This window comes from Nocardioides sp. L-11A, assembly GCA_029961745.1.
Classification (GTDB): domain Bacteria; phylum Actinomycetota; class Actinomycetes; order Propionibacteriales; family Nocardioidaceae; genus Nocardioides.
On the sequence record CP124680.1, the window covers coordinates 4,905,476 to 4,925,340 of the forward strand.

At 73.7% G+C, this 19,865-nt stretch carries 16 protein-coding genes and 1 tRNA gene; 4 read left to right on the forward strand and 13 right to left on the reverse strand.

Annotation, left to right across the window (positions count from 1 at the left end):
• Positions 1-26: 26 nt before the first annotated feature.
• The gene (locus tag QJ852_23495) at positions 27-2,894 is read left to right on the forward strand and encodes a PKD domain-containing protein (GenBank protein ID WGX96102.1); all 2,868 of its coding nucleotides are present in this window, start codon (positions 27-29) and stop codon (positions 2,892-2,894) included.
• Here the strand turns inward: QJ852_23495 and QJ852_23500 are convergent.
• The 10 genes from QJ852_23500 to QJ852_23545 form a co-directional block, all read right to left on the reverse strand.
• Positions 2,869-3,864, reverse strand: a complete 996-nt coding sequence (locus tag QJ852_23500) for a carbon-nitrogen hydrolase family protein (protein WGX96103.1) — start codon at positions 3,862-3,864, stop codon at positions 2,869-2,871. The two genes, QJ852_23495 and QJ852_23500, sit on opposite strands and share 26 nt — an antisense overlap.
• Positions 3,864-5,246: an FAD-dependent oxidoreductase gene (locus QJ852_23505; GenBank protein ID WGX96104.1), complete on the reverse strand. Its 1,383-nt coding sequence runs from the start codon at positions 5,244-5,246 to the stop codon at positions 3,864-3,866. Before QJ852_23505 ends, QJ852_23500 begins: the two co-directional genes overlap by 1 nt.
• Positions 5,243-6,364, reverse strand: a complete 1,122-nt coding sequence (locus tag QJ852_23510; protein ID WGX96105.1) for a class II histone deacetylase — start codon at positions 6,362-6,364, stop codon at positions 5,243-5,245. Before QJ852_23510 ends, QJ852_23505 begins: the two co-directional genes overlap by 4 nt.
• On the reverse strand, positions 6,361-7,338 hold the full coding sequence (locus tag QJ852_23515; protein ID WGX96106.1) for a nitronate monooxygenase family protein: 978 nt from the start codon (positions 7,336-7,338) through the stop codon (positions 6,361-6,363). Before QJ852_23515 ends, QJ852_23510 begins: the two co-directional genes overlap by 4 nt.
• A gap of 42 nt (positions 7,339-7,380) precedes the next feature.
• Positions 7,381-8,538: an acyl-CoA dehydrogenase family protein gene (locus QJ852_23520; GenBank protein ID WGX96107.1), complete on the reverse strand. Its 1,158-nt coding sequence runs from the start codon at positions 8,536-8,538 to the stop codon at positions 7,381-7,383.
• Positions 8,539-8,565: 27 nt separating this feature from the next.
• Positions 8,566-9,978: an aldehyde dehydrogenase family protein gene (locus QJ852_23525; GenBank protein ID WGX96108.1), complete on the reverse strand. Its 1,413-nt coding sequence runs from the start codon at positions 9,976-9,978 to the stop codon at positions 8,566-8,568.
• Positions 9,975-12,038, reverse strand: a complete 2,064-nt coding sequence (locus QJ852_23530) for an acetate--CoA ligase family protein (protein WGX96109.1) — start codon at positions 12,036-12,038, stop codon at positions 9,975-9,977. The genes QJ852_23525 and QJ852_23530 overlap by 4 nt, the downstream gene beginning before the upstream one ends.
• Positions 12,039-12,130: 92 nt before the next feature.
• The gene (locus tag QJ852_23535; GenBank protein ID WGX96110.1) at positions 12,131-13,567 is read right to left on the reverse strand and encodes a cytosine permease; all 1,437 of its coding nucleotides are present in this window, start codon (positions 13,565-13,567) and stop codon (positions 12,131-12,133) included.
• The gene (locus QJ852_23540) at positions 13,564-13,734 is read right to left on the reverse strand and encodes a hypothetical protein (protein WGX96111.1); all 171 of its coding nucleotides are present in this window, start codon (positions 13,732-13,734) and stop codon (positions 13,564-13,566) included. Before QJ852_23540 ends, QJ852_23535 begins: the two co-directional genes overlap by 4 nt.
• 51 nt (positions 13,735-13,785) lie before the next feature.
• Positions 13,786-14,889 (reverse strand): alcohol dehydrogenase catalytic domain-containing protein, encoded by a 1,104-nt coding sequence (locus tag QJ852_23545; GenBank protein WGX96112.1) that lies wholly within the window; start codon positions 14,887-14,889, stop codon positions 13,786-13,788.
• A gap of 146 nt (positions 14,890-15,035) precedes the next feature.
• Between QJ852_23545 and QJ852_23550 the strand changes: the two genes are divergently transcribed.
• On the forward strand, positions 15,036-16,466 hold the full coding sequence (locus QJ852_23550; protein WGX96113.1) for an amidase: 1,431 nt from the start codon (positions 15,036-15,038) through the stop codon (positions 16,464-16,466).
• On the opposite strand, the gene QJ852_23555 is transcribed toward QJ852_23550, so the two are convergent.
• Both QJ852_23555 and QJ852_23560 read right to left on the reverse strand, forming a co-directional pair.
• Positions 16,456-17,052: a TetR/AcrR family transcriptional regulator gene (locus QJ852_23555; GenBank protein WGX96114.1), complete on the reverse strand. Its 597-nt coding sequence runs from the start codon at positions 17,050-17,052 to the stop codon at positions 16,456-16,458. The genes QJ852_23550 and QJ852_23555 overlap by 11 nt on opposite strands.
• A 146-nt stretch (positions 17,053-17,198) precedes the next feature.
• Positions 17,199-17,280 (reverse strand) — tRNA-Tyr (locus tag QJ852_23560).
• A gap of 116 nt (positions 17,281-17,396) precedes the next feature.
• Here QJ852_23560 and QJ852_23565 point away from each other — a divergent pair.
• Both QJ852_23565 and QJ852_23570 read left to right on the forward strand, forming a co-directional pair.
• A complete protein-coding gene (locus QJ852_23565) occupies positions 17,397-17,888 on the forward strand; it encodes a YajQ family cyclic di-GMP-binding protein (protein ID WGX96115.1) in 492 nt (163 codons plus the stop codon).
• 15 nt (positions 17,889-17,903) lie between these two features.
• Complete coding sequence (locus QJ852_23570; GenBank protein WGX96116.1) at positions 17,904-18,677, forward strand: lytic murein transglycosylase; 774 nt, start codon at positions 17,904-17,906, stop codon at positions 18,675-18,677.
• Here the strand turns inward: QJ852_23570 and lhgO are convergent.
• Positions 18,653-19,855 (reverse strand): L-2-hydroxyglutarate oxidase, encoded by a 1,203-nt coding sequence (lhgO, locus tag QJ852_23575; protein WGX96117.1) that lies wholly within the window; start codon positions 19,853-19,855, stop codon positions 18,653-18,655. The two genes, QJ852_23570 and lhgO, sit on opposite strands and share 25 nt — an antisense overlap.
• Positions 19,856-19,865 lie beyond the last annotated feature (10 nt).

The window sequence follows — 19,865 nt, forward strand, 5'->3', positions numbered from 1 at the left end:
CCGCGGGAAACAGGTCGGATGTGTGGGTGATCGCCCGCAGAACGTTGTGCTCCCTGCTCTCCGTCGGCGCCCTCGTCGGGGCCATGCTCGCCGGGGCGGCACCACCGGCCCAGGCGGCCGACACGGGCAACCCGGCACCGCAGCCGGGTCGCATCGTCGACGACGACCCCGTGTCGTTCACGCCGCACGTCATGGACGGGGACGTGTTCACGATGACCCGGGTCGGCAACACGATCGTCGTGGGCGGCACCTTCACCCGGGTCCGTAACGCGGGCAGCTCCACCGACCTGCCTCGGCGGAACCTGTTCGCCTTCGACGCCTTCACCGGCCAGGTCAGCACGACCTTCGCGCCGAACCCGAACGACCGCGTCTACACCCTCGAGCCGGCATCCGACGGAGCCTCGGTCTATGTCGGCGGCGCGTTCACCAGCGTGACGTCCGGCGGAGCGAGCCTCGCCGTCAGCCGTCTCTACAAGGCCAGCGTCGCCACCGGCAACCGCGTCGCCGCCTTCCAGCCGGGCACGATCAACGGCCAGGTCCGCGACGTGTCGGTGACAGGGAACCGGCTCTGGGTCGCCGGGAAGTTCACCCACCTGCAGGGCCAGCCCAGCCGCGGCCTCGGCACCCTCGACGCCACGAGCGGCGCCCGCGACCCGTACTACACGGCCGTTCTCGCGGGCGTGCACCGCGGCACCACGACGAATGTGCAGAAGATCGCGACCGATCCGGGCAACGGACGTCTCGTGGCGATCGGCAACTTCGACACCGTCAACGGCGCCAAGCGCCACCAGTTCGCCGTCTTCGACATCGCGGGCGGGGCGCTCGCGCTCGCGCCGTACTACACGACGCAGTTCGAGTCGGCCTGCAGCGCGTCCTTCGAGACCTACATGACCGACGTCGAGTTCTCCCCCGACGGCAGCTTCTTCGTGGTCTCCACCACCGGCGCGTACGGCGGCTACAGCGGCAGCATGGCCGGCACCAGCGGCTGCGACGTCGTGGCCCGGTTCGAGTCCGGCGCCAGCGGCACGAACGTGCGGCCCACGTGGACGGCGTACACGGGCGGCGACACGACCTGGACGGTCGAGGTCACCGACGACGTCGTCTACACCGGGGGGCACATGCGCTGGCAGAACAACCCGGCGCGCGGCGACGCTGCGGACGAGGGCGCGGTGTCGAGGCCGGGCATCGCGGCGCTCAGCACCCATACCGGCATGCCGTACTCCTGGAACCCGACCCGCACGCTGGGTGCCGGCGTCCGGGACATGATCGCCACCCCGGAGGGGCTGTTCGTCGGCTCCGACACGGACGTGTTCGCCGGCGAGACGCACCGCCGGATCGCCTTCGTGCCCCTGGCCTCCGGCTCGGCGCTGCCGCCCCGGCAGGACGGGACGCTGCCGGGCACCGTCTTCCGGGTGGCCGGTGGTCAGTCGCAGCTGCTGCGGCGCGACTTCGACGGAACCCAGGTGACCGCGGCCTCCGACGCCCCGAACGACACCGGCTGGGGTACGACGGTCGGCGCCTTCATGGTGAACGGCGACCTCTACACGGCCTACGCCAACCGGACCCTGACCCGGCGCACCTTCGACGGCACGACCTACGGCCCGGCGACCACGGTCAACGCCGCCGACCAGCTCGTCTATCAGGACGACTGGCACAACGGCGACATCCCCGCGATCACCAGCCTGTTCTACGACCGTGGCTGGATCTACTTCACCAAGTCGGGCTCGAACCAGCTCTACCGACGCGGCTTCGAGCCGGAGTCCGGCGTGATCGGACAGCAGCTCTTCTCGGTTCCGGCGGTGGCCGGCGTGAGCTACAGCGCCATGCGCGGCGCCTTCGTCGCGGACGGCAGGCTGTGGTTCGCCTCCAGCAACGGCTCCCTCAGCCGAGCCGACTGGGGGGTCCACGGCGCGGTCGCCGGGACCGCCACCACGCTCCCGGCCGCCGGCAGCGGCTGGGCCTCACGGGCGATGTTCCTCTACCAGGGCCCGCCTGTCGCACCCCCGGTGAACGACCCGCCGACGGCGTCCTTCAGCGTCTCCTGCACCGGCCTCACCTGCTCCTTCGACGCCGGCGGATCGAGCGACACGGGCGGCGGCTCGATCACCGACTACGCCTGGAGCTTCGGCGACGGCCAGAGCGGGACGGGTGGCCCGACCACGAGTCACACCTATGCGACCGGTGGCGCCGTCTCGGTCACCCTCACGGTCACCGACGACGGCGACGCGACCGGGACGACGACCCGCATCGCCCAGCCCTCGCAGGGCGGCACCGCGACGGCGGTCGTCGCCGCGACCTCGACCAGCGGGAACCGGATCGCCCACACGGCGACCGTTCCCGCGTCCGTGCAGCCCGGCGACCTGCTGCTCGCCTTCTTCGTCGCCAACACCACCGCCCCGGGGTACACCGGCCCGGCGGGCTGGACCCCGCTCGAGTCCGCCAGCGCCGGGACGAAGGCGGTGGGCCGGCTCTACAGCCGGGTCGCCACCGCGGCCGATGCCGGCAGCACGGTCACGGTCACCTCCGACGCCTACGCGAAGAGCGTGCTGACGCTCGTCGCCTACCGTGGCGCTACCGCGGTCTCCGCCAGCGCCCTCGCGGTTCGCACCAGCAGCGGCGCCGCCCAGGTCACGCCCGCGGTCGAGGCGCCGGACGGCGCGCACTGGCTGGTCAGCTACTGGGCCGAGAAGACCAGCGACGGGACGGCCTGGACCCTGCCGGGGGGCGTCGCCTCCCGTTCGACGGCCTCCAGCAGCGGAGGCGGCCACATCACCGCCGTCCTCGGCGACAGCGCCGGCCCGGTGCCCGCCGGGGCCCAGGGCGGACTCACCGCCACCGCGGACGCCAGCGGCAACGCCGCCCTCACCTTCAGCGTGCTCCTGGCGCCGAGCTGACGTCCTCGACATAGGTCACCGCGCCACTGGGGCGCCGCGCGGCGTCGACCCGGAGCTGGAAGACGTCGGGACGCTGGTAGTGCCCCGCCACGTCGGCCGTGAACCGCCACTCCCCCAGTGAGGCCGGCTCGATGTCGGCGAGCACCAGTCCGACCGTGCCCCGCTCCGGCCCGACCAGCCAGGCGCCGTCGGGGCCGATCACGCCGGACCCGCCGTCGAACAAGACGTCACCGGGGTCACCGGGGTCACCGGGGTCACCGGGGTCGAGGCCCTGCCGGAAGGCCGCGCGCATCTCCTCCGGGACGTCCTCGACCCGGGCCACGTTGGCCGCGACGATGACATAGCAGCGGCCCTCGATCGCGTAGGTCCGGCTGGCGAGCTCGTGCGCCTCCGCGAGGTCCGGCCACGCGGCGACGTGGACGTCCTCGTGACCCGCGTGGAGGACCTGGCGGGCCAGCGGGTTCCAGTGCTCCCAGCAGATCAGGCCACCGACCCGGCCGGCGCCGGTGGTGACCACCCGCAGCCCGGCGGCGTCGCCCGGCGACCACACGTTCTTCTCCGTGGACGTCGGGACGAGCTTGCGGTGGTGGTTGACCAGCGTGCCGTCGCTGTCGATGACCACCTGGCTGTTGTAGACGGTGCCCGAGCCCGGTCCAGCCAGCTCGTTGAGCCCGAGCACGACGACCACGGAGCCCTCCCGGGCCGCGTCCCGCACCGGGCCGAGCTGGTCGTCGGCGCCGCCGACGAGAACGCTGGAGTCCAGCAGCTGCCGGTAGAGCCGGCGACCCAACGGGTCCTCCCAGGCGGCGGCGCCGAAGCACCAGGCCGGGTAGCCCCCGAGCCAGGTCTCGGGGAAGGCCACCAGCTCGGCGCCGGCGGCGGCCGCCTCGGCGACCAGGGCGGCGCAGCGCTCGACGGCGGCGGCCCGGTCCCCGAAGACCGACGGGTGCTGGACGGCGGCGACGCGCATCAGCTGTCCTCCTGTCCTCGTGCGGGATGGTCGAGGGCGGCGAGCACCTCGGCCGCGGCGCGCTCCCCGGATCGGATCGCGCCGTCGATGTAGCCGTGCCAGAGGCTCGACGTCTCACTGCCTGCCCAGTGGACCGTGCCGGACGGCGCACGCCAGCCGTGCTCGCCGTACTCGATCCACGCGCCGGGAGCGGGCACCGCGGCGTAGGCGCCGCCCGCCCACGGGTCGGCGACCCAGTCCTGCACGAGCAGGTCCGTCGGCCGGGTGGCCGCAGCGCCGAAGAGCCGGCCGAGCGTGTCCAGCAGCGCGGCGCGCTGCCGCTCGGGAGCGAGGGCCGCCCAGGTGCGCAGCCGGTCGCCGTAGACGAAGGCGACGAGGACGCCGCAGGCGCCGTCGGCCGGGGAGTTGTCGAAGACGACACCGGGCAGGTCGTGCGCGGTGTAGAGGGATGCCTGGCCCGAACGCCCGTCGGCGCGCCAGAAGGGCCGGTCGTAGACCACGTGGATCTTGGCGACGTCACCCATCACGCTGCGCTCGAGCCAGCGCCGCCGCGGCGCCGGGAGCGGCGGCTCGAAGACGATCGCCCGGGCTGCCGGCGGCGTGGTGGCGACGACCACCCGCTCGGCCCGGACCGTGCCCCGGTCTGTCTCGACGAGGCCGTCGCGCACGGCGCGCACCGGCGTGCTCAGGTGCACCCGGTCGCCGAGATGCGCCGCCATCGCGAGCGCCGGCGCCTGCGCGCCATCCACGAAGCGCTGGTCCTGGGCGTGACCGCGGGTGCGCATCAGCTGGTCCCAGCCACCTGCCGAGGCGACGTAGAACGCCAGGTGGAGCAGGGAGAGGTCCCGTGGCTCGACGGCCCAGACGCCCTGGACGGCGAGTGCGAGCCGGGGCCGGGCGACCTCGGGCACGCCGTCGAGCCAGGAGGCGACGGTGGTGGCGTCGAGCCGCTCGGCGTCCGGCGTCGCGGCCGGATCGTCGAGCTCCACCCGCGCGGCCAGCGCCTCGATGTCGGCGACGGCGGCGGCGTACTCCGCGTGTCCCGGGGCCGTCGAGTCCCGCTCCGACGTGCCCTCGTGGAGGGTGCCGTCGTGCCACAGCTCGAGGTGCGAGCCCTCGTCGTGGGTCGGGAAGCGCGCGCAGCCGAAGCGGTCGGCCAGTGCCAGCAGGCGGGTCTGCGTCGGGCCGACCCACTGCCCGCCGTGGTCGACGGCGTGCGCCCGCGGGTGTGGCACCGACCAGACCCGGCCCCCGGGCCGGTCCGCCGCCTCGAGGACGACCACGTCGACCCCGGCGTCGCGCAGCGCGAGCGCCGCGGTGAGTCCGGCGTAACCCGCCCCGACCACGACCACCGACGCCCGGGCGGGCAGCGCGCCGCTCACCTGCTCGCCCCCGGACCGAGCAGGGCGCGGGCGCGGTCGATCACCGCCTGCTGGTGCGGCTGGACCTCCTGGCCCGGCCAGCCGATCCAGTCCGGCTCGAAGGGATCGGCGATCCCGGTGTCGCGCCCGCTGAGCGCCTCGACCACGGCCAGGCCGCAGAAGGGCACGTAGATCGGCGAGTAGCCGCCCTCGTGACTCATCACCAGTCGCCCCGCGCAGACCCGGTCGGCCAGGGCGACCAGGCCGGCCGTCATCGTGCGGTACGTCGACGAGGTCACCATCATGGTCGCGAGCGGGTCGGCGTTGCAGGCGTCGAAGCCGCAGGCCACCACGATCAGCTCCGGCGCGAACGCCTCGACCGCCGGCACGACGACCTGGTCGAAGGCCGCCAGGTAGGCGCCGTTGCCCGATCCCGGCGGCAGCGGCACGTTGACCGCGGTGCCGAGCGCGTCGCCACGGCCGCGGTCCTCGATCGCGCCGGTGTCGGCGGGGTAGTTGCCGTCCTGGTGCAGCGAGATCGTCAGCACGTCCGGGTCGTCGAGGAAGATCGATTCCGTGCCGTTGCCGTGGTGCACGTCCCAGTCGACCACCGCGAACCGGCGCAGCCCGTAGTACGCGCGGGCGTGCTCGATCGCGACCGCGACATTGGCGAACATGCAGAAGCCCATCCCCCGGTCGGCGACGGCGTGGTGGCCCGGCGGCCGCACGAGGGCGTAGGCGTTGTCGACCGTGCCGTCGAGCACCGCCCGGACCGCGTGCACCGTGCCGCCGGCCGCGAGTGCGGCCACCTCGTAGCCGTTCCAGCCGAACGGCGAGGTGCCGTCGCCCATGTCGCCGCCCTCACGCCGCCGGCTCTGCTCCTGCATGGAGCGCACGTGCGCCTCGGTGTGCACACGGAGCAGGTCCTCCTCCGCGGCCGCCCGCGGCCGGACGTCGACCAGGTGCTCGCGCAGCCCGCTCACCTCGACCAGCGAGGCGAACCGGGTCTTCGACTCCGCGGACTCGAAGTGCCCGTACGGCTGCACACCGGGCGCGCCCAGCACATAGCCGGCCGCACGACCGGTGTCGTGCCAGCCGTAGAGCTCATGCCAGACCCAGCCGGTGCGCCGCGCGCTCACCGGACCAGCCTCGGCAGCGTCGTATCGAGCAGTTCCTCGGCGTCGGCCATGATCGTGGCGACCACCTCGGCGACCGGCGCCACCTCGTGGATCAGCCCCTGCGCCTGCCCGGCCCACCACATGCCGTCCTCGAGGTCGCCCTCGGCGAGGACCCGCTCGCGGCCGCGGACGCCGGACGCGAGGTCGGCGACGTCGGCGAAGGTCGCTCCCGGCCGGGCGCCGATCTCCTTGATCTTCTCGGAGATCGCGTTGCGCGCGACCCGCGCGGTGTTGCGGAACTCGCGGAACACCAGCACGGTGTCGCGCTCGTCGTTGGCGACCAGCTGCTGCTTGACGTTGGCGTGGATCGGCGCCTCGTCGGTGGCCATGAACCGGGTGCCCATGTTGGCCGCGCAGGCACCGAGCGCGAGGGCGGCGACCAGGCCCGCCCCGGTCGCCAGCCCGCCCGAGGCGATGACCGGGATGTCGAGCGCCCGGGCCGCCGCCGGGATGAGGATCAGTCCGGGCACGTCGTCCTCGCCCGGGTGCCCGGCGCACTCGAAGCCGTCGATGCTGATCGCGTCGACGCCCTTGCGCTGCGCGGAGAGCGCGTGCCGCACGCTGGTCGCCTTGTGGATCACCTTGATGCCGGCCGCCTGGAAGTCCGGCAGGTGCGGCTCCGGACTCGATCCGGCGGTCTCCACCACCCGCACCCCCGACTCGACGATGGCGGCGCGGTACTCGTCGTACGGCACCGGGTCGCGGGTGGGCAGGATCGTCAGGTTCACGCCGAAGGGCCGGTCGGTCAGCTCGCGGGTGCGCGCGATCTCGGCGACCAGCGCCTCGGGCGTCGGCTGGGTGAGTGCCGTCAGGAAGCCCAGCGCACCGGCCTGCGCGACCGGGGCGATCAGCTCGGCGGTGCCCAGTCCGGTCATGCCGCCGCACACCAGCGGGTGCTCGACGCCGAACATCTCGGTGAAGGGGGTACGGATCATGGGGGCTCTCCTCTGCGTCGGGTGGGTCGTGGGGGCGGTCGGTCAGAGGTTGCGGGAGATGACCAGGCGCATGATGTCCGAGGTCCCCTCCTCGATCTCCTCCAGCTTGACGTCGCGCATCCACTGCTCGACCGGGTACTCGCGCGAGTAGCCCCAGCCGCCCAGGGTCTGCACGGCCGCGTGGGTCACGAACATCGCGGTCTCCGACGCCTGCAGCTTCGCCATCGCGGCCAACCCGTTCACGTCGTGGCCGGCGTCGAGGCGCCGGGCGGCGTGGAGCGTCATCAGCCAGGCCGACTCGATCCGGGTGGCCATGTCGGCGAGCCGGAAGGCGACCGCCTGGTGCTCGATGATCGGCCTGCCGAACTGGGTGCGGGTGCGCGCGTAGTCCAGCGCGAACTCGTACGCCGCGCGCGCGGCGCCGGTCGCGGCGGCGGCCAGGACGACGCGGGAGACGTCGAAGGTCTTCATGAGGCCGATGAACCCCTGGCCCTCGTCGCCGAGCCGGTTCTCCTCGGGGATGAACGCCTTGTCGAAGAAGATCTCCCGGCACACGATCGCGCGCTGGCCCATCTTCTTCATCGGCTCGCCGAAGGTGACGCCGGGCGTGTCCTTGGTGAACAGGAAGGCGGTGACGCCGCGGGAGCGCTGGCTCGGGTCGGTCTTGGCGAAGACGACGTACTGGTCGGCCAGGCCGGCATTGGAGATCCACGCCTTCTGGCCGGTGATCTCGTAGCCGCCCGGCACCTTGTCGGCGCGGGTGACGATCGAGGCGGCGTCGGAGCCGGAGCCCGGCTCGGTGGTGGCGAGCGCGGTGTAGCGCGGCTCCTCCCCGGTCAGCGGACGCAGCCAGCGCTCCTTCTGCTCCTCGGTGCCGAGCGCGAGCAGGGGGTCGGCGAAGAAGCCGTTGGAGCACACGAAGTTGCCGATGCCGGGGTCGCCCCAGCACAGCACCTCCTGGACCAGACACTGGGTGAAGACGTCGGTGAACCCACCGCCGCCGTACTCCTCGGGGAGCATGAAGTCGGTGATGCCGACCTTCGCGGCCTTCTCGAAGATGTCGACCGGCGACACCACGTCGGCCTCGTCGACCTCGCGCCCGCGGGGCCGGATCTCCTCGGCGGCAAAGGTGGTGCAGAGCTCGACGATGTCGCGCTGCTCCTGGGTCAGCGGCCAGTACTCGACGTTGGGCTGGGGCATGGCTTCTCCTGGTGGGGTGGGGCGGGATCAGAGGTGGACGACGGTGAGCTCGGTGAACTCGAGGAGGCCCTCGACGCCGAACTCGCGGCCGGAACCGGAGTGCTTCCAGCCGCCGAAGGGCGCCTCGACGTCGTAGTCGGCCTCGTTGACGAAGACCTGGCCGGCGTCGAACCGGGCGGCCAGGCGCCGGGCCCGGTCGCGGTCGGCGGACCACACCGCGCCGGACAGGCCGTACACGGTGCCGTTGGCGATGCGCAGCGCGTCCTCGTCGTCGGCGTAGGGGTGGACGACGAGGACCGGGCCGAAGATCTCCTGCTGGCTGGCGGGGTCGTCGACGGGCAGATCGGCGAGCACGACCGGGCGCAGGTAGTGGCCGCCTGAGGGCACATCGGTGACCCGGGTCGCGACCCGGGCGCCGCGGGCGACGGCGCCGGAGACCACGGCCGCGACCTTCGCGTGCTGGTCGGCGCTGATCAGCGGGCCCAGCTCGGTGGCCGGGTCGGTCGGGTCGCCGACGACCAGCTCGTCGGCCCGGGCGGCCGCGATCGCGACGGCCTCGTCGAGCCGGTCGGACGGGACCAGCAGCCGGGTCCAGGCGCTGCAGGTCTGCCCGGAGTTGAGCATGCAGGCGTCGACCGACCAGCGCACCGCGCTGTCCAGGTCGGCGTCGTCGCACACGATGCTGGCGGACTTGCCGCCGAGCTCGAGGGTGACCCGGGCCAGATGGTCGACCGCCGACGCCGCGACCCGGCGGCCGACCGTGGTCGAGCCGGTGAAGGAGACGACGTCGACCCGGTCGTCGGCGACCAGCGGCACACCCACCTCGGCACCGGTGCCGGGCACCAGGTTGACGACCCCGGCGGGCAACCCGGCGCGCATCGCAGCCTCCGCGAAGGCGTACGCCGACAGCGGCGTCAGCTCGGAGGGCTTGTGCACCACCGTGCAGCCGGCGGCCAGGGCCGAGCCGGCCTTGGCCGCGAGCTGGTAGAGCGGGTAGTTCCAGGGCGTGATCAGCGCGGCCACGCCCGCCGAGCGGCGGTGCAGGACGAGAGCGCCGTGCTCCTGGACGAACGGATGGGTGCGGGCGTGCCGCGCCGCGGAGGCGAGGATGTCGAGGGACACGTCGACGTGCCAGGTCGCCGCGACCGTGACCGGGGCGCCGACCTCGGCGACGGTCATCGCGACCAGCTCGTCGCGCCGGGCGCGGAGCTCGGCGACGAGCGCATCGAGGTGGTCGGCGCGGGCCGCCGGAGTGAGCGCGGACCAGTCGCCGTGGGCCGCGCGGGCCGCGGCCACGGCCAGGTCGACCTCGGCCCGTCCGCAACGGGCACCGGAGCCGACGAGCGCGCCGGTCGCGGGGTTCTCGACCTCGATCACCGATCCCGGCCGGATCCAGCGTCCGCCGACGAGCGCGTCGTCACGCGACCAGCTCGTGCTCATCGTCCCGCCTCCTCGTCACGTGCGGCGACGAGACCGTCGACGGCGAGCAGCCCGGCCGGCGAGACCCGCACCGGGTTGATCTCCAGTTCGGCGACGCCCGGGTCGGCGGCGAGGGCCGCGCCGGCGGCCACGATCACGTCGACCAGGGCATCGACGTCGACCGCGGGCCGGCCGCGCCAGCCGGCGAGCAGCGGGCGGCTGCGCAGGGCGTCGACCATCGCGGTCGCCGTGGCCCGGTCGACGGGGGCGAGCTCGGTGCGGACGTCGCGCCACAGCTCGGCCTCGGTGCCTCCGGCGCCGACGGTGACGAGCGGCCCGAAGTCGCGGTCGCGGCGGGCGCCGACGAGGAATTCGACGACGTCCCCGCGCCGGTCCTGCTCCTCGACGACGTACTCGCCGTCGCCGAGTCGACCGTGCATCTCGGCGAACGCACCGGCGAGATCGTCGGCCGAGCCAAGCCCCAGCACCACGCCGCCATGCTCGCTCTTGTGGGCGAGCCAGCCGGCCTTGAGCACGTACGGCGCGCGCAGCACGCCGGCCGCGGCCCGGGCCTCGCCCACCGTGCCGACGAGGACGCCGGGCGGCAGCGGGACGCCGATCCGGCCGAGCAGGTCGCGCGCGGCCCAGTAGCCGGGCCGGGCGCCGAGGTCGCGCGACGCGGGTCGGTCGAGGTCACGACCCGGGTACGCCGCGAGGTGGTGCGCGCGGGCCACCGCTCGCAGTGCCGACTCGACGGCGGGGTAGGTCGGGATGTCGTGCTCCCACATCCGCGCGACCGCGCCGGAGCCGGCGCTCATCGTGTGCACGACGAGCGGGACGTGGGAGTCCTGGGCCATCCGGGCGAGCCGGTCGACGACGGCGAGCTCCTGGTCGAGCAGGGCGGGCGTGTCCTCGCCGTAGCAGCCGAGGTAGCCCGACAGCAGCACGGCGTCGACCTCGCCGGAGGCGACCAGCCGCTCGCAGAGCACGGCATAGGTCATCAGGTCGGCCTCGCCGGCGCCGGCGAGGTCGATCGGGTTGGCGACCGACGCGCCCGCGGGCAGCAGGCCGGCGAGATCGGCCTGGAGCGCGGCGGAGAAGACCGGGGTGTCCAGCCCGAGCGCGCCGGCGACGTCGGCGGCGACGCCGCCCTGCCCCCCGCTGTCGCTGACGACCGCGACCCGGACACCTGCCGGCGCCTCGGCCACGGACAGGAAACGGGCCACCTCGACCAGTTCGGTCGGTGTGGTCACCCGCACCGCCCCGGCGGCCCGGCATGCGGCGTCGACGACGTCGATCGCCGAGGTCATCGAGCCGGTGTGGCTGGCCGCGAGGCGCTTGCTGCCCTCGCTGGCGCCGGTGGCCAGCACCAAGGTGTGCTTGCCCGCGGCGCGCAGCCGCCGCAGGATCCCGACCAGGTCGTCGCCTCCGGCGAAGCTCTCCAGGTAGAGCGCGACGATCCGCGTGGCGTCGTGGTCGATGAGGTCCTCGAGCAGCTCGGGCGCGCGGACGTCGTACTGGTTGCCGACCGAGACGAACCGCGAGACGCCGAGTCCGGCCCGGGCCGCGAGGTTCGCGATCTCCGAGCCGAGCTGGCCGCTCTGGGAGACGATCCCGATCCGCCCGGGGGTGAAGTGCCCCCAGGCCAGCTGCAGGTCGGTGTCGGCGTCGAACAGGCCGAGGCTGTTGGGGCCGACCAGGCGGGCGCCCGCGGCGGCGAGCCGCTCGCGGAGCCGGTCGTCGGCGGCGACACCCGCGGTGATCGCGAGGAAGGCCCGCACTCCGCGCTCGAGGCTCTCCTCGACGACGGCCTCGACGTGCGCGGCCGGCACGCACAGGACGACGAGCTCGGGCGTGCCCGGCAGCGCCGCGACGGACGTGTGCGCCGGCTGTCCCTGCACCGTGCCGGCGGACCGGTTGACCAGCCACACGGCGCGGCGGTGCGCTCCCAGGAGGGCGCCCTGGGCGATCCAGTAGCCCCACTTGGCAGGGTCGTCGGAGGCGCCGACGACAGCGACCGAGCGGGGGTCACGGAACGATCGGAGGTCGCCGAGGCGCGTCCGGTCGGTGGGGGTCTGCACGATTCTCCCTTTATTGATTGACTCGTCAGTTAAATACTAGGAGGAAGCGGCCCCGCCGGTCAACGCCCAGCGGGGACCCGTTCCCGACGCGCTCAGCCGACCCGCTCGTCCCGGTAGCCGCCGCGACCGCTCCGGCGTACGACGAGGTGGGTGCCCAGCCAGTGCACGGCGCCCGCCACGACCAGCGCCGGGATCGACGCACCGACGTACTCGAAGCCGCTGTTGGGCTCGTAGTTGACTGGGTGCAGCAGCGCGACATAGGTGAGGGCACCGAGCGCGACCGCGACGAACGCGACCCAGTTCCACCCACCCCAGAAGCCGTACGCCGACTGCTGCGGCGGCAGGTAGAGGTCACGCAGGCTCAGCCGGGCCCGGCGCAGCACGAAGTAGTCGACGACCTGGACGCCGCACATCGGCGCCACCAGGATCGCCACCCAGCTCAGGAACCGTCCGTAGTTGTTGTAGACCGACTCCGGGAAGAGGCAGATCACCACCACAGGCACCAGGAAGACCGCGCTCAGCACCGGCCAGGCGATGCTGCGCACCTTCTTGCTCACACCGATGATCGCCGAGATGCCGGAGTAGGCCTCCGCGACCATGCTGGTCAGGTTGGCGAAGGCGATGAACGCGAGCACGGCGACGCCCATGACGGCCCCACCGAGGGGGATCATCCACACCGTCGGGTCGTCGGAGCCCAGCGCCAGAGCGGCGAAGACTCCCACCACGGCCGCGACCGAGGAGGCGGCGAAGAGGCCGAAGGCGTTGGACCAGAAGGAGGCGCGGGGAGTATCGGTCAGCCGCGCCAGGTTCCCGATCATCGGGTACCACGCCAGACCACCGGCGACGTTGAGCTCGACCGCCAGCATGAACGCCAGGTGCTGGTCCTCCATCGGATAGAGCGGCGCCGCACCCGCGATCTCCGACCACGAGGTGCGCGCGAAGATCAGCACCAGCATGCCGAGGGTGATCACGATCATCACCGGCGCCGCGATATTGCCGACCTTGCCGACCCGCTCCGGGCCACCGACCAGCAGCACCCAGGCGACGGCCACGGCGATCAGGGCGAAGACCGCGATCGCGACGCTGGACGTCGCCAGGCTGGTGTCGGCGATCTCGTCCATCACATTGGCGACGGCGTGCCCGAACATGATGCCGAGGAGCGCGGTCCAGGCCGCCATCACCAGCACCGTCATCACCAGCATGACCACCTTGGCGCCGACGACGCCGAAGACGCTGCGCAGGCCGGTGTACATCTCCACGCCGTACTTCGCGCCCGGCACGCAGGGCGCGAGCGCCACCAGCAGGGTGCTGATGCCGTAGCCGATCACGATGGCGGCGATGGCGGCCTCGGCCCCGACATAGAGCGCGACGGCTCCACCCTGGAGGAAGGCCCAGGTGGCGATCGCCAGGCTCACGTTCATGCCCGAGAACCGGCGGAGGTTCCAGATCCGCTCGGCGCGGAGCAGCGGGAGGTCGCTCTCCCCCGCGCCGACGTCGGAGGCGTGAGAGGTCGCCTGCGGCGCGGTCATCGCGGATACCCCCAGATCAGCAGGACGACGGCGAGCACGGCCAGGCCGAGCGCGGCGAGGGCGACGTCGCGCCCGGGGAGGTCGTCGAGGACCTGCTCGGACGAGGCAGGGTCCTCGAGGAGGCGGAGGCGGCGCTCCAGCTCCTCGTCGAAGGTCGGGTCCGGCATGTGAGTTCCTCTCGTGCGAAGGCAGCGGCCGGTGGCGGCCGCCGGCAGGGGTCAGTCGAAGACGACGACGGCGCGGCCGCCACGGGCGTGCCGCATGTCCTCGAAGGCGTCGATCGCGCCGGCCAGCGTGATCGCGGGGCCGACGAGCGCGTCGAGCGGCAGCTCGCCGGCCAGGTAGCGCTCGGCCAGGGCGGGGAAGTCCCGGCTGGCGACGCTCGACCCGTAGTTGCAGCCGAGCAGCCGCTTGCCCTCGGCGGCCAGGGTGTAGGCGTCGAGCGGGACCCGGGCGTCGAGCGAGGTCAGGCCCTCGAGGACGACGGCGCCACCGGGGTTGACCAGCTCGATCGCCTGGTTGATCGTCTCCACCCGCCCGATCGCCTCGAAGACGTAGTCGAGGCCGTCGGGCGCGGCCTGCGCGATCGCGGCCGCGAGGTCGGGAGCGTCGCCGGCGAGGGCGTGCGTGGCGCCGACCTCACGGGCCAGCGCGAGCCGGTCGGCGGACAGGTCGATCGCGACGACCGGGTCGGCACCGGCGAGCACCAGGCCCGCGATGGTGGCCTGGCCGACACCGCCGCAGCCGAGCACGGCTGCCGCCTGGCCGGGACGCACCCCTGCGGTGTTGAGCACCGCACCGACGCCGGTGGCGACGCTGCACCCGATGAGGGCGCCGATCGCGAAGGGCAGCGTGTCGGGCACCTTGATCGCGGCGGACTCGGGGACGACGACGTACTCGGCGAGGGCGCCGACGCCGATGAACGGGTAGACCTCGGCGCCGTCCTGGCTGAGCGCGGTGCCGCCGTCGGGCAGGCGGTGCTCGTTGCACATATTGCCCGTGCAGAGCCACTGCTCGCCGCGCCGGCAGGCCGCACACGCGTGGCACGGCGGGAACCAGGACAGGACGACGTGGTCGCCGACCGCGAGTCCGGTGACCTCCTCGCCGACCGCCTCCACGATCCCGGCGGCCTCGTGTCCGGGCACCAGCCGCTCACCCGAGGGCCAGTCGCCGTCGATGAGGTGGAGGTCGGAGTGGCACACGCCCGAGGCCTTCACCTGGACCCGGACCTCGCTCCCCCGCGGCGCGCGCAGGGTCAGCTCATGGACGGCCAGGCCGTCGGTGGGCGCATGCACCAGGGCTTGGATGGACAGCGACGTCATCAGGTCCTCACGATCGGTCCGGTCTCGGCCGGGTGGTCACAGGGGTCGGGCCAGCGGCCGTTCGGCGTGGCACGGGTCACCGGAAGCGGAGTGACGTGGAGCACGTTATGATTAACTGGACGATCAGTCAATAGAGGAGGACCGGAATGCTCGCCGTACTCGCCGACGCCGTCCGGCGCGGCCGGGCCACCGCCGAGGAGCTGGTCGGTGCGGCGGCCGGGCGAATCGCGGCGGCCGAGCCGGCCCTCGGCGCGGTGACGTCGCTCGACGTCGACGCGGCCCTCGCCCGGGCCCGGGAGATCGACGCCGCGCCCGCCCCCGCCGACACCCCGCTGCTCGGCCTGCCCCTGCTGGTGAAGGACATCGAGGACGTCGCCGGCCGCCCGACGACGTACGGTTCGGTGCCGTTCGCGCACGCCGCCCCGGCGGATGCCGACTCCCCCGTCGTCGCCCGGCTGCGGGCCGCGGGCGCGATCGTGCTCGGGCGGACCAACACCTGCGAGTTCGCCCACGAGGGCTACACCGCCAACCGGCTCCACGGCGCCACCCGCAACCCGTGGCAGCCGGCGTGGTCGCCGGGCGGATCCAGCGGCGGCTCGGCGGCCGCGCTCGCCGCGGGGCTCGTACCGCTGGCGACCGCCAGCGATGGTGGCGGCTCGGTCCGGATCCCGGCCTCGCTGTGCGGGCTGCTCGGGCTCAAGCCGACCAACGGCGTGATCGGCTCCGCGCCGACGCCCGCCTGGCTCGATCTGCACACCGATGCGCTGCTGGCCACCGACGCCGCCGACCTGGCGCTGCTCCTCGACGTGATCGGTGGCGCGGTCCCCGGCTCGGCCGCCCCCGGGCCGGTCGCGCTCGCCCCCGCGACGCCGGTCCGCACCGTCCTGGCCGTCCCCCGCCTGCACGGCAGCGGCGGCCTCGGCGGCACTCTCGGCAGCGAGCTCCTCGACGCCACCCGGCGCCTGGCCGACGCGCTCGCGGACGCCCAGGGCGCGCAGGTGCGGGTCGTCACCACGTCCGTCGACGAGCTCTTCGCCGCCGCTCCCGAGCTGGTGTCGCGCTGGGAGCCGGACTGGTACGCCGCCACCTCGGCCGAACAGGCCCACCTGCTCGGACCCGACGTCGTCCGCCGGCACGCCGACGCCTGGGACCCGTCCTTCCGGGCGGCCCTGGAGCACGGCCTGCAGGTCACCGCCGGCGACTACCTCGCTGTCCGACGCCGCTGCGCCCACACCCGCGCGGTCCTCGACCGCGCGCTGCCGCCGGGAACGCTGCTCGCGACCTGCGTGCTCGACGGACCGGGCTACCGGCCCGACGGCCGCGCGCCCGGCCACGCCGACGCCGGCAGCCCCCACGGACTGACCCAGACCGTGCTGGCCAACCTGACCGGGCATCCGGCGATCTCCCTGCCCGCCGGCCGCTCCGACCTCGGCCTGCCCTGGGGCCTGCAGGTGCTCGCCGGCCGCTGGCACGACCGCACCCTGCTCGAGGTCGCCGCGACCTGGGAGCGGGCGCACCCCTGGCCGCGCACCGCTCCCGGCTACCGACCCTTCGACCTCACGCCCGCTAACGGCTGACTGCGACCGAGTCGACGAACGCGCGGCAGGTCGCCTGCATGTCGGCGAGGCTGATCCCCTCGGCGCCGGCGAGCACCTGGATCGCCAGGCCGTCCATCATCGAGACGTACATGTTGGCGAACAGCTGGGGGTCGGCCACCTCGATCAGCCCCTTCTCCTGCCCCTCGCGCATCGCGTCGAGCACGGCCTGACGCCACTCGCCGTAGTAGACGTCGTTGACCTGTCCCATCGACGGGTCGCGCAGCGCCGAGATCCACAGCTCCATCCAGACCCGCCAGGACCGCACCGAGGCCGGCGAGGACGGCAGGTACGCTTCGGCCAGGGCGCGGAGCCGGGCAACCGGGTCCAGGCCCGGTGTCACCACGGCCTCGCGCCGGATCCGCGACTTCTCGTACTCGAAGCGGAACGCCTCGCGGAGCAGCTCCTCCTTCGAGTCGAAGTAGTAGTGCACCGTGCCGGTGCTGTAGCCGGCCTTCTTGGCCACGTCGACGATCCGCAGGTCGCGGAAGCCCCGCTCGGAGACCACCTCACAGGTCGCCTCGAGGATCTCGCGGCGACGCTCGGCGACGGCGCTGGGGCGGGCCATGTCTCTCCTCACGATTGACTGACGGGTCAGCATACGGCGAGTCGGCCCGGCCCGGCCCGGCGGTCGGCCGATGCCGCCGCCCGGCCCCCGGGTGCCGGAGAAACCGAGCGGCCCCGACCGTGCGCATGCGCTGGTCGGGGCCACTGTGGCAGGTAGTGGATTCGAACCACTGTAGGCATTGCCGGCTGATTTACAGTCAGCTCCCTTTGGCCGCTCGGGCAACCTGCCGGGCTGTCGACACGGCCTCGTCCGGGCCCTCGGAGGACCCTGAGTTGGCGCGTGGGCGACGACGCGAAACAATAGCGCAGCAGCCCCGCCGGACCGAAAACAGCGCAGGTGACACCATGGCCGACTCCTCCTTCGACATCGTCAGCAAGATCGACCGCCAGGAGGTCGACAACGCTCTCGGACAGACCGCCCGGGAGATCGCGACCCGCTTCGACTTCAAGGGCACGGGCGCCACGATCGAGTGGAAGGGCGAGCACGCGATCGAGATCAGCGCGTCCGCCGACGACCGCGCCAGCGCGGTGCTCAGCGTCTTCCAGGACAAGCTGATCAAGCGCAACCAGTCGCTGAAGATCCTCGACGCCTCCGAGCCGCGCCCGTCGGGCCAGGTCTCGAAGATCGGGATCACCCTCAAGGAGGGGATCAGCTCCGAGGACGCCAAGAAGGTCTCCAAGCTGATCCGCGACGAGGGCCCCAAGGGCGTCAAGGCGCAGATCCAGGGCGACGAGCTGCGGATCTCCTCCAAGAAGCGCGACGACCTCCAGGCCGTGCAGGCGCTGGTCAAGGCGCAGGACTACGACTTCGCGGTGCAGTTCACCAACTACCGCTGACGCCGGACCCGCCCCATGCCCCGTCCCGACCGCTACCTGGTCGGCGCGGTCACCCTCGCGGTCCTCATGGTCGCGCTGGTGATCGGCGTCGGCGTGGCGTTCGCGTACGACGCCGGCTCCGCGCGGCGCACCCCGCTGGCCGAGGCGACCGGCGTGGCGCCCGCCGTCACCGGCGCCGCACCGGTCCGGCCGGCCGCGCCCGCCCTGCCGGCGACGGCACCCGACCCGTACCGGCCCGACGCCGCCTGGCTGGCACAGGTGGCCGGCCGCACGGGCATCCCGCTGCGGGCCCTCACGGCGTACGCCCGGGCGCATCTGCGGGTCGCCGCCGAGCAGCCGGGGTGTCGGGTGGCATGGAACAGCCTGGCCGCGATCGGCGGCGTCGAGTCCACCCACGGCAGCGTGCACGGGTCGGCCCTCGGCGACGACGGCGTGGCCCGGCCGGCGATCCTCGGCCCGGTGCTCGACGGCGGCGCGTTCGGCGCGGTTCGCGACACCGACGGCGGCGCGCTCGACGGCGACCGCACCTGGGACCGCGCGATCGGCCCGATGCAGTTCATCCCCTCCACCTGGGAGCGCTGGGGCGCCGACGGCGACGGGGACGGCGTGGCCGACCCCCACCAGATCGACGACGCGGCGCTGGCCGCCGCCCGCTACCTGTGCCACGCCGGCGACCTCACCGCGCCCGAGACCTGGCGCCGCGCGATCTTCAGCTTCAACCACTCCGACGCCTATGTCGCCGACATCGCCGACCTGGCGAACGTCTACGCGTCGCGCGCGTCCAGCTGATCCACGACGTACTCCGCGATCGCCAGGCTGGAGGTCGCCGCCGGCGACGGCGCGTTGCGGATGGCGGTGACGCCGTGGGCGCGGTGGATGACGAAGTCGTCGACCAGTGAGCCGTCCGCCTCGACGGCCTGGGCGCGCAGCCCCAGCCCCGCGCGGGTCACGTCCTCCGGGCCGATGGCGGGGACGTAGCGCTGTGCCACGCGCATGTACGCCGCGCGCGACAGCACGCCGCGCAGCTCGCCGACCCCGGTGCGCCAGTGCCGGCGCGCGAACCGCCAGAATCCGCCGTACGACACGGTGTCGGCGAGATCGCGAGGCGAGACCGACGCCCGGCCGTAGCGGTCGCGACTGAGGGCGAGGAAGGCGTTCGGCCCCACCTCCAGGCCCCCGCCGACCCGCCGGGTGAAGTGCACGCCCAGGAACGGGTACGCCGGATCGGGCACCGGGTAGACCATGCCGCGCACGAGGTCCTGCTTGGCCGGTGCGACTGCCATGTACTCGCCCCGGAAGGGCACGATCCGCGGCGTCGCCGGACCGCCGACCAGCCGGCCGAGCCGGTCGGACTGGAGTCCGCCGCACAGCACCAGCTCGTCCACCCGGTGCCGCCCGGTCGCCGTACCGACCTCGAGGGCGCCGGGCACCCGGTCGACGGAGGTCACCTCGGCCCCCAGGTGCACCGCTCCCCCGGCGGCGACGATCTCGGCGGCCAGCGCCTCGGCCACCGCGACATAGTCGGTGATCGCGGTGTGCGGCGAGTGCAGCGCGGCGAGGCCGGCTGCGTGCGGCTCGACCTCCCGGATCGCTGCGGCGTCGAGCCGGCGCAGCCCAGGCACGCCGTTCTCACGCGCGGTCCGCGCCAGCGCCTCGAACCGCGGCAGCTCGGCCTCGTCGACCGCGACCACCAGCTTGCCGCACGCGTCGTACGCGATGGCGTGCTCGGCGCAGTACTCGCGCAGCAGCGCCCGGCCGCGGGTGCACAGCTCGGCCTTGAGACTGCCGGGCCGGTAGTAGATGCCGGCGTGCACGACGCCGGAGTTGTGGCCGGTCTGGTGCGCGGCCAGCCGCGCCTCCTTCTCCAGCACCACCACCCGCACGCCCGGCCGTCGACGGACCAGCTCACGCCCGACGGCGAGGCCGAGGATCCCGCCGCCGACGATCCCGATCGTGCCCGCACCCACGGAACCATCC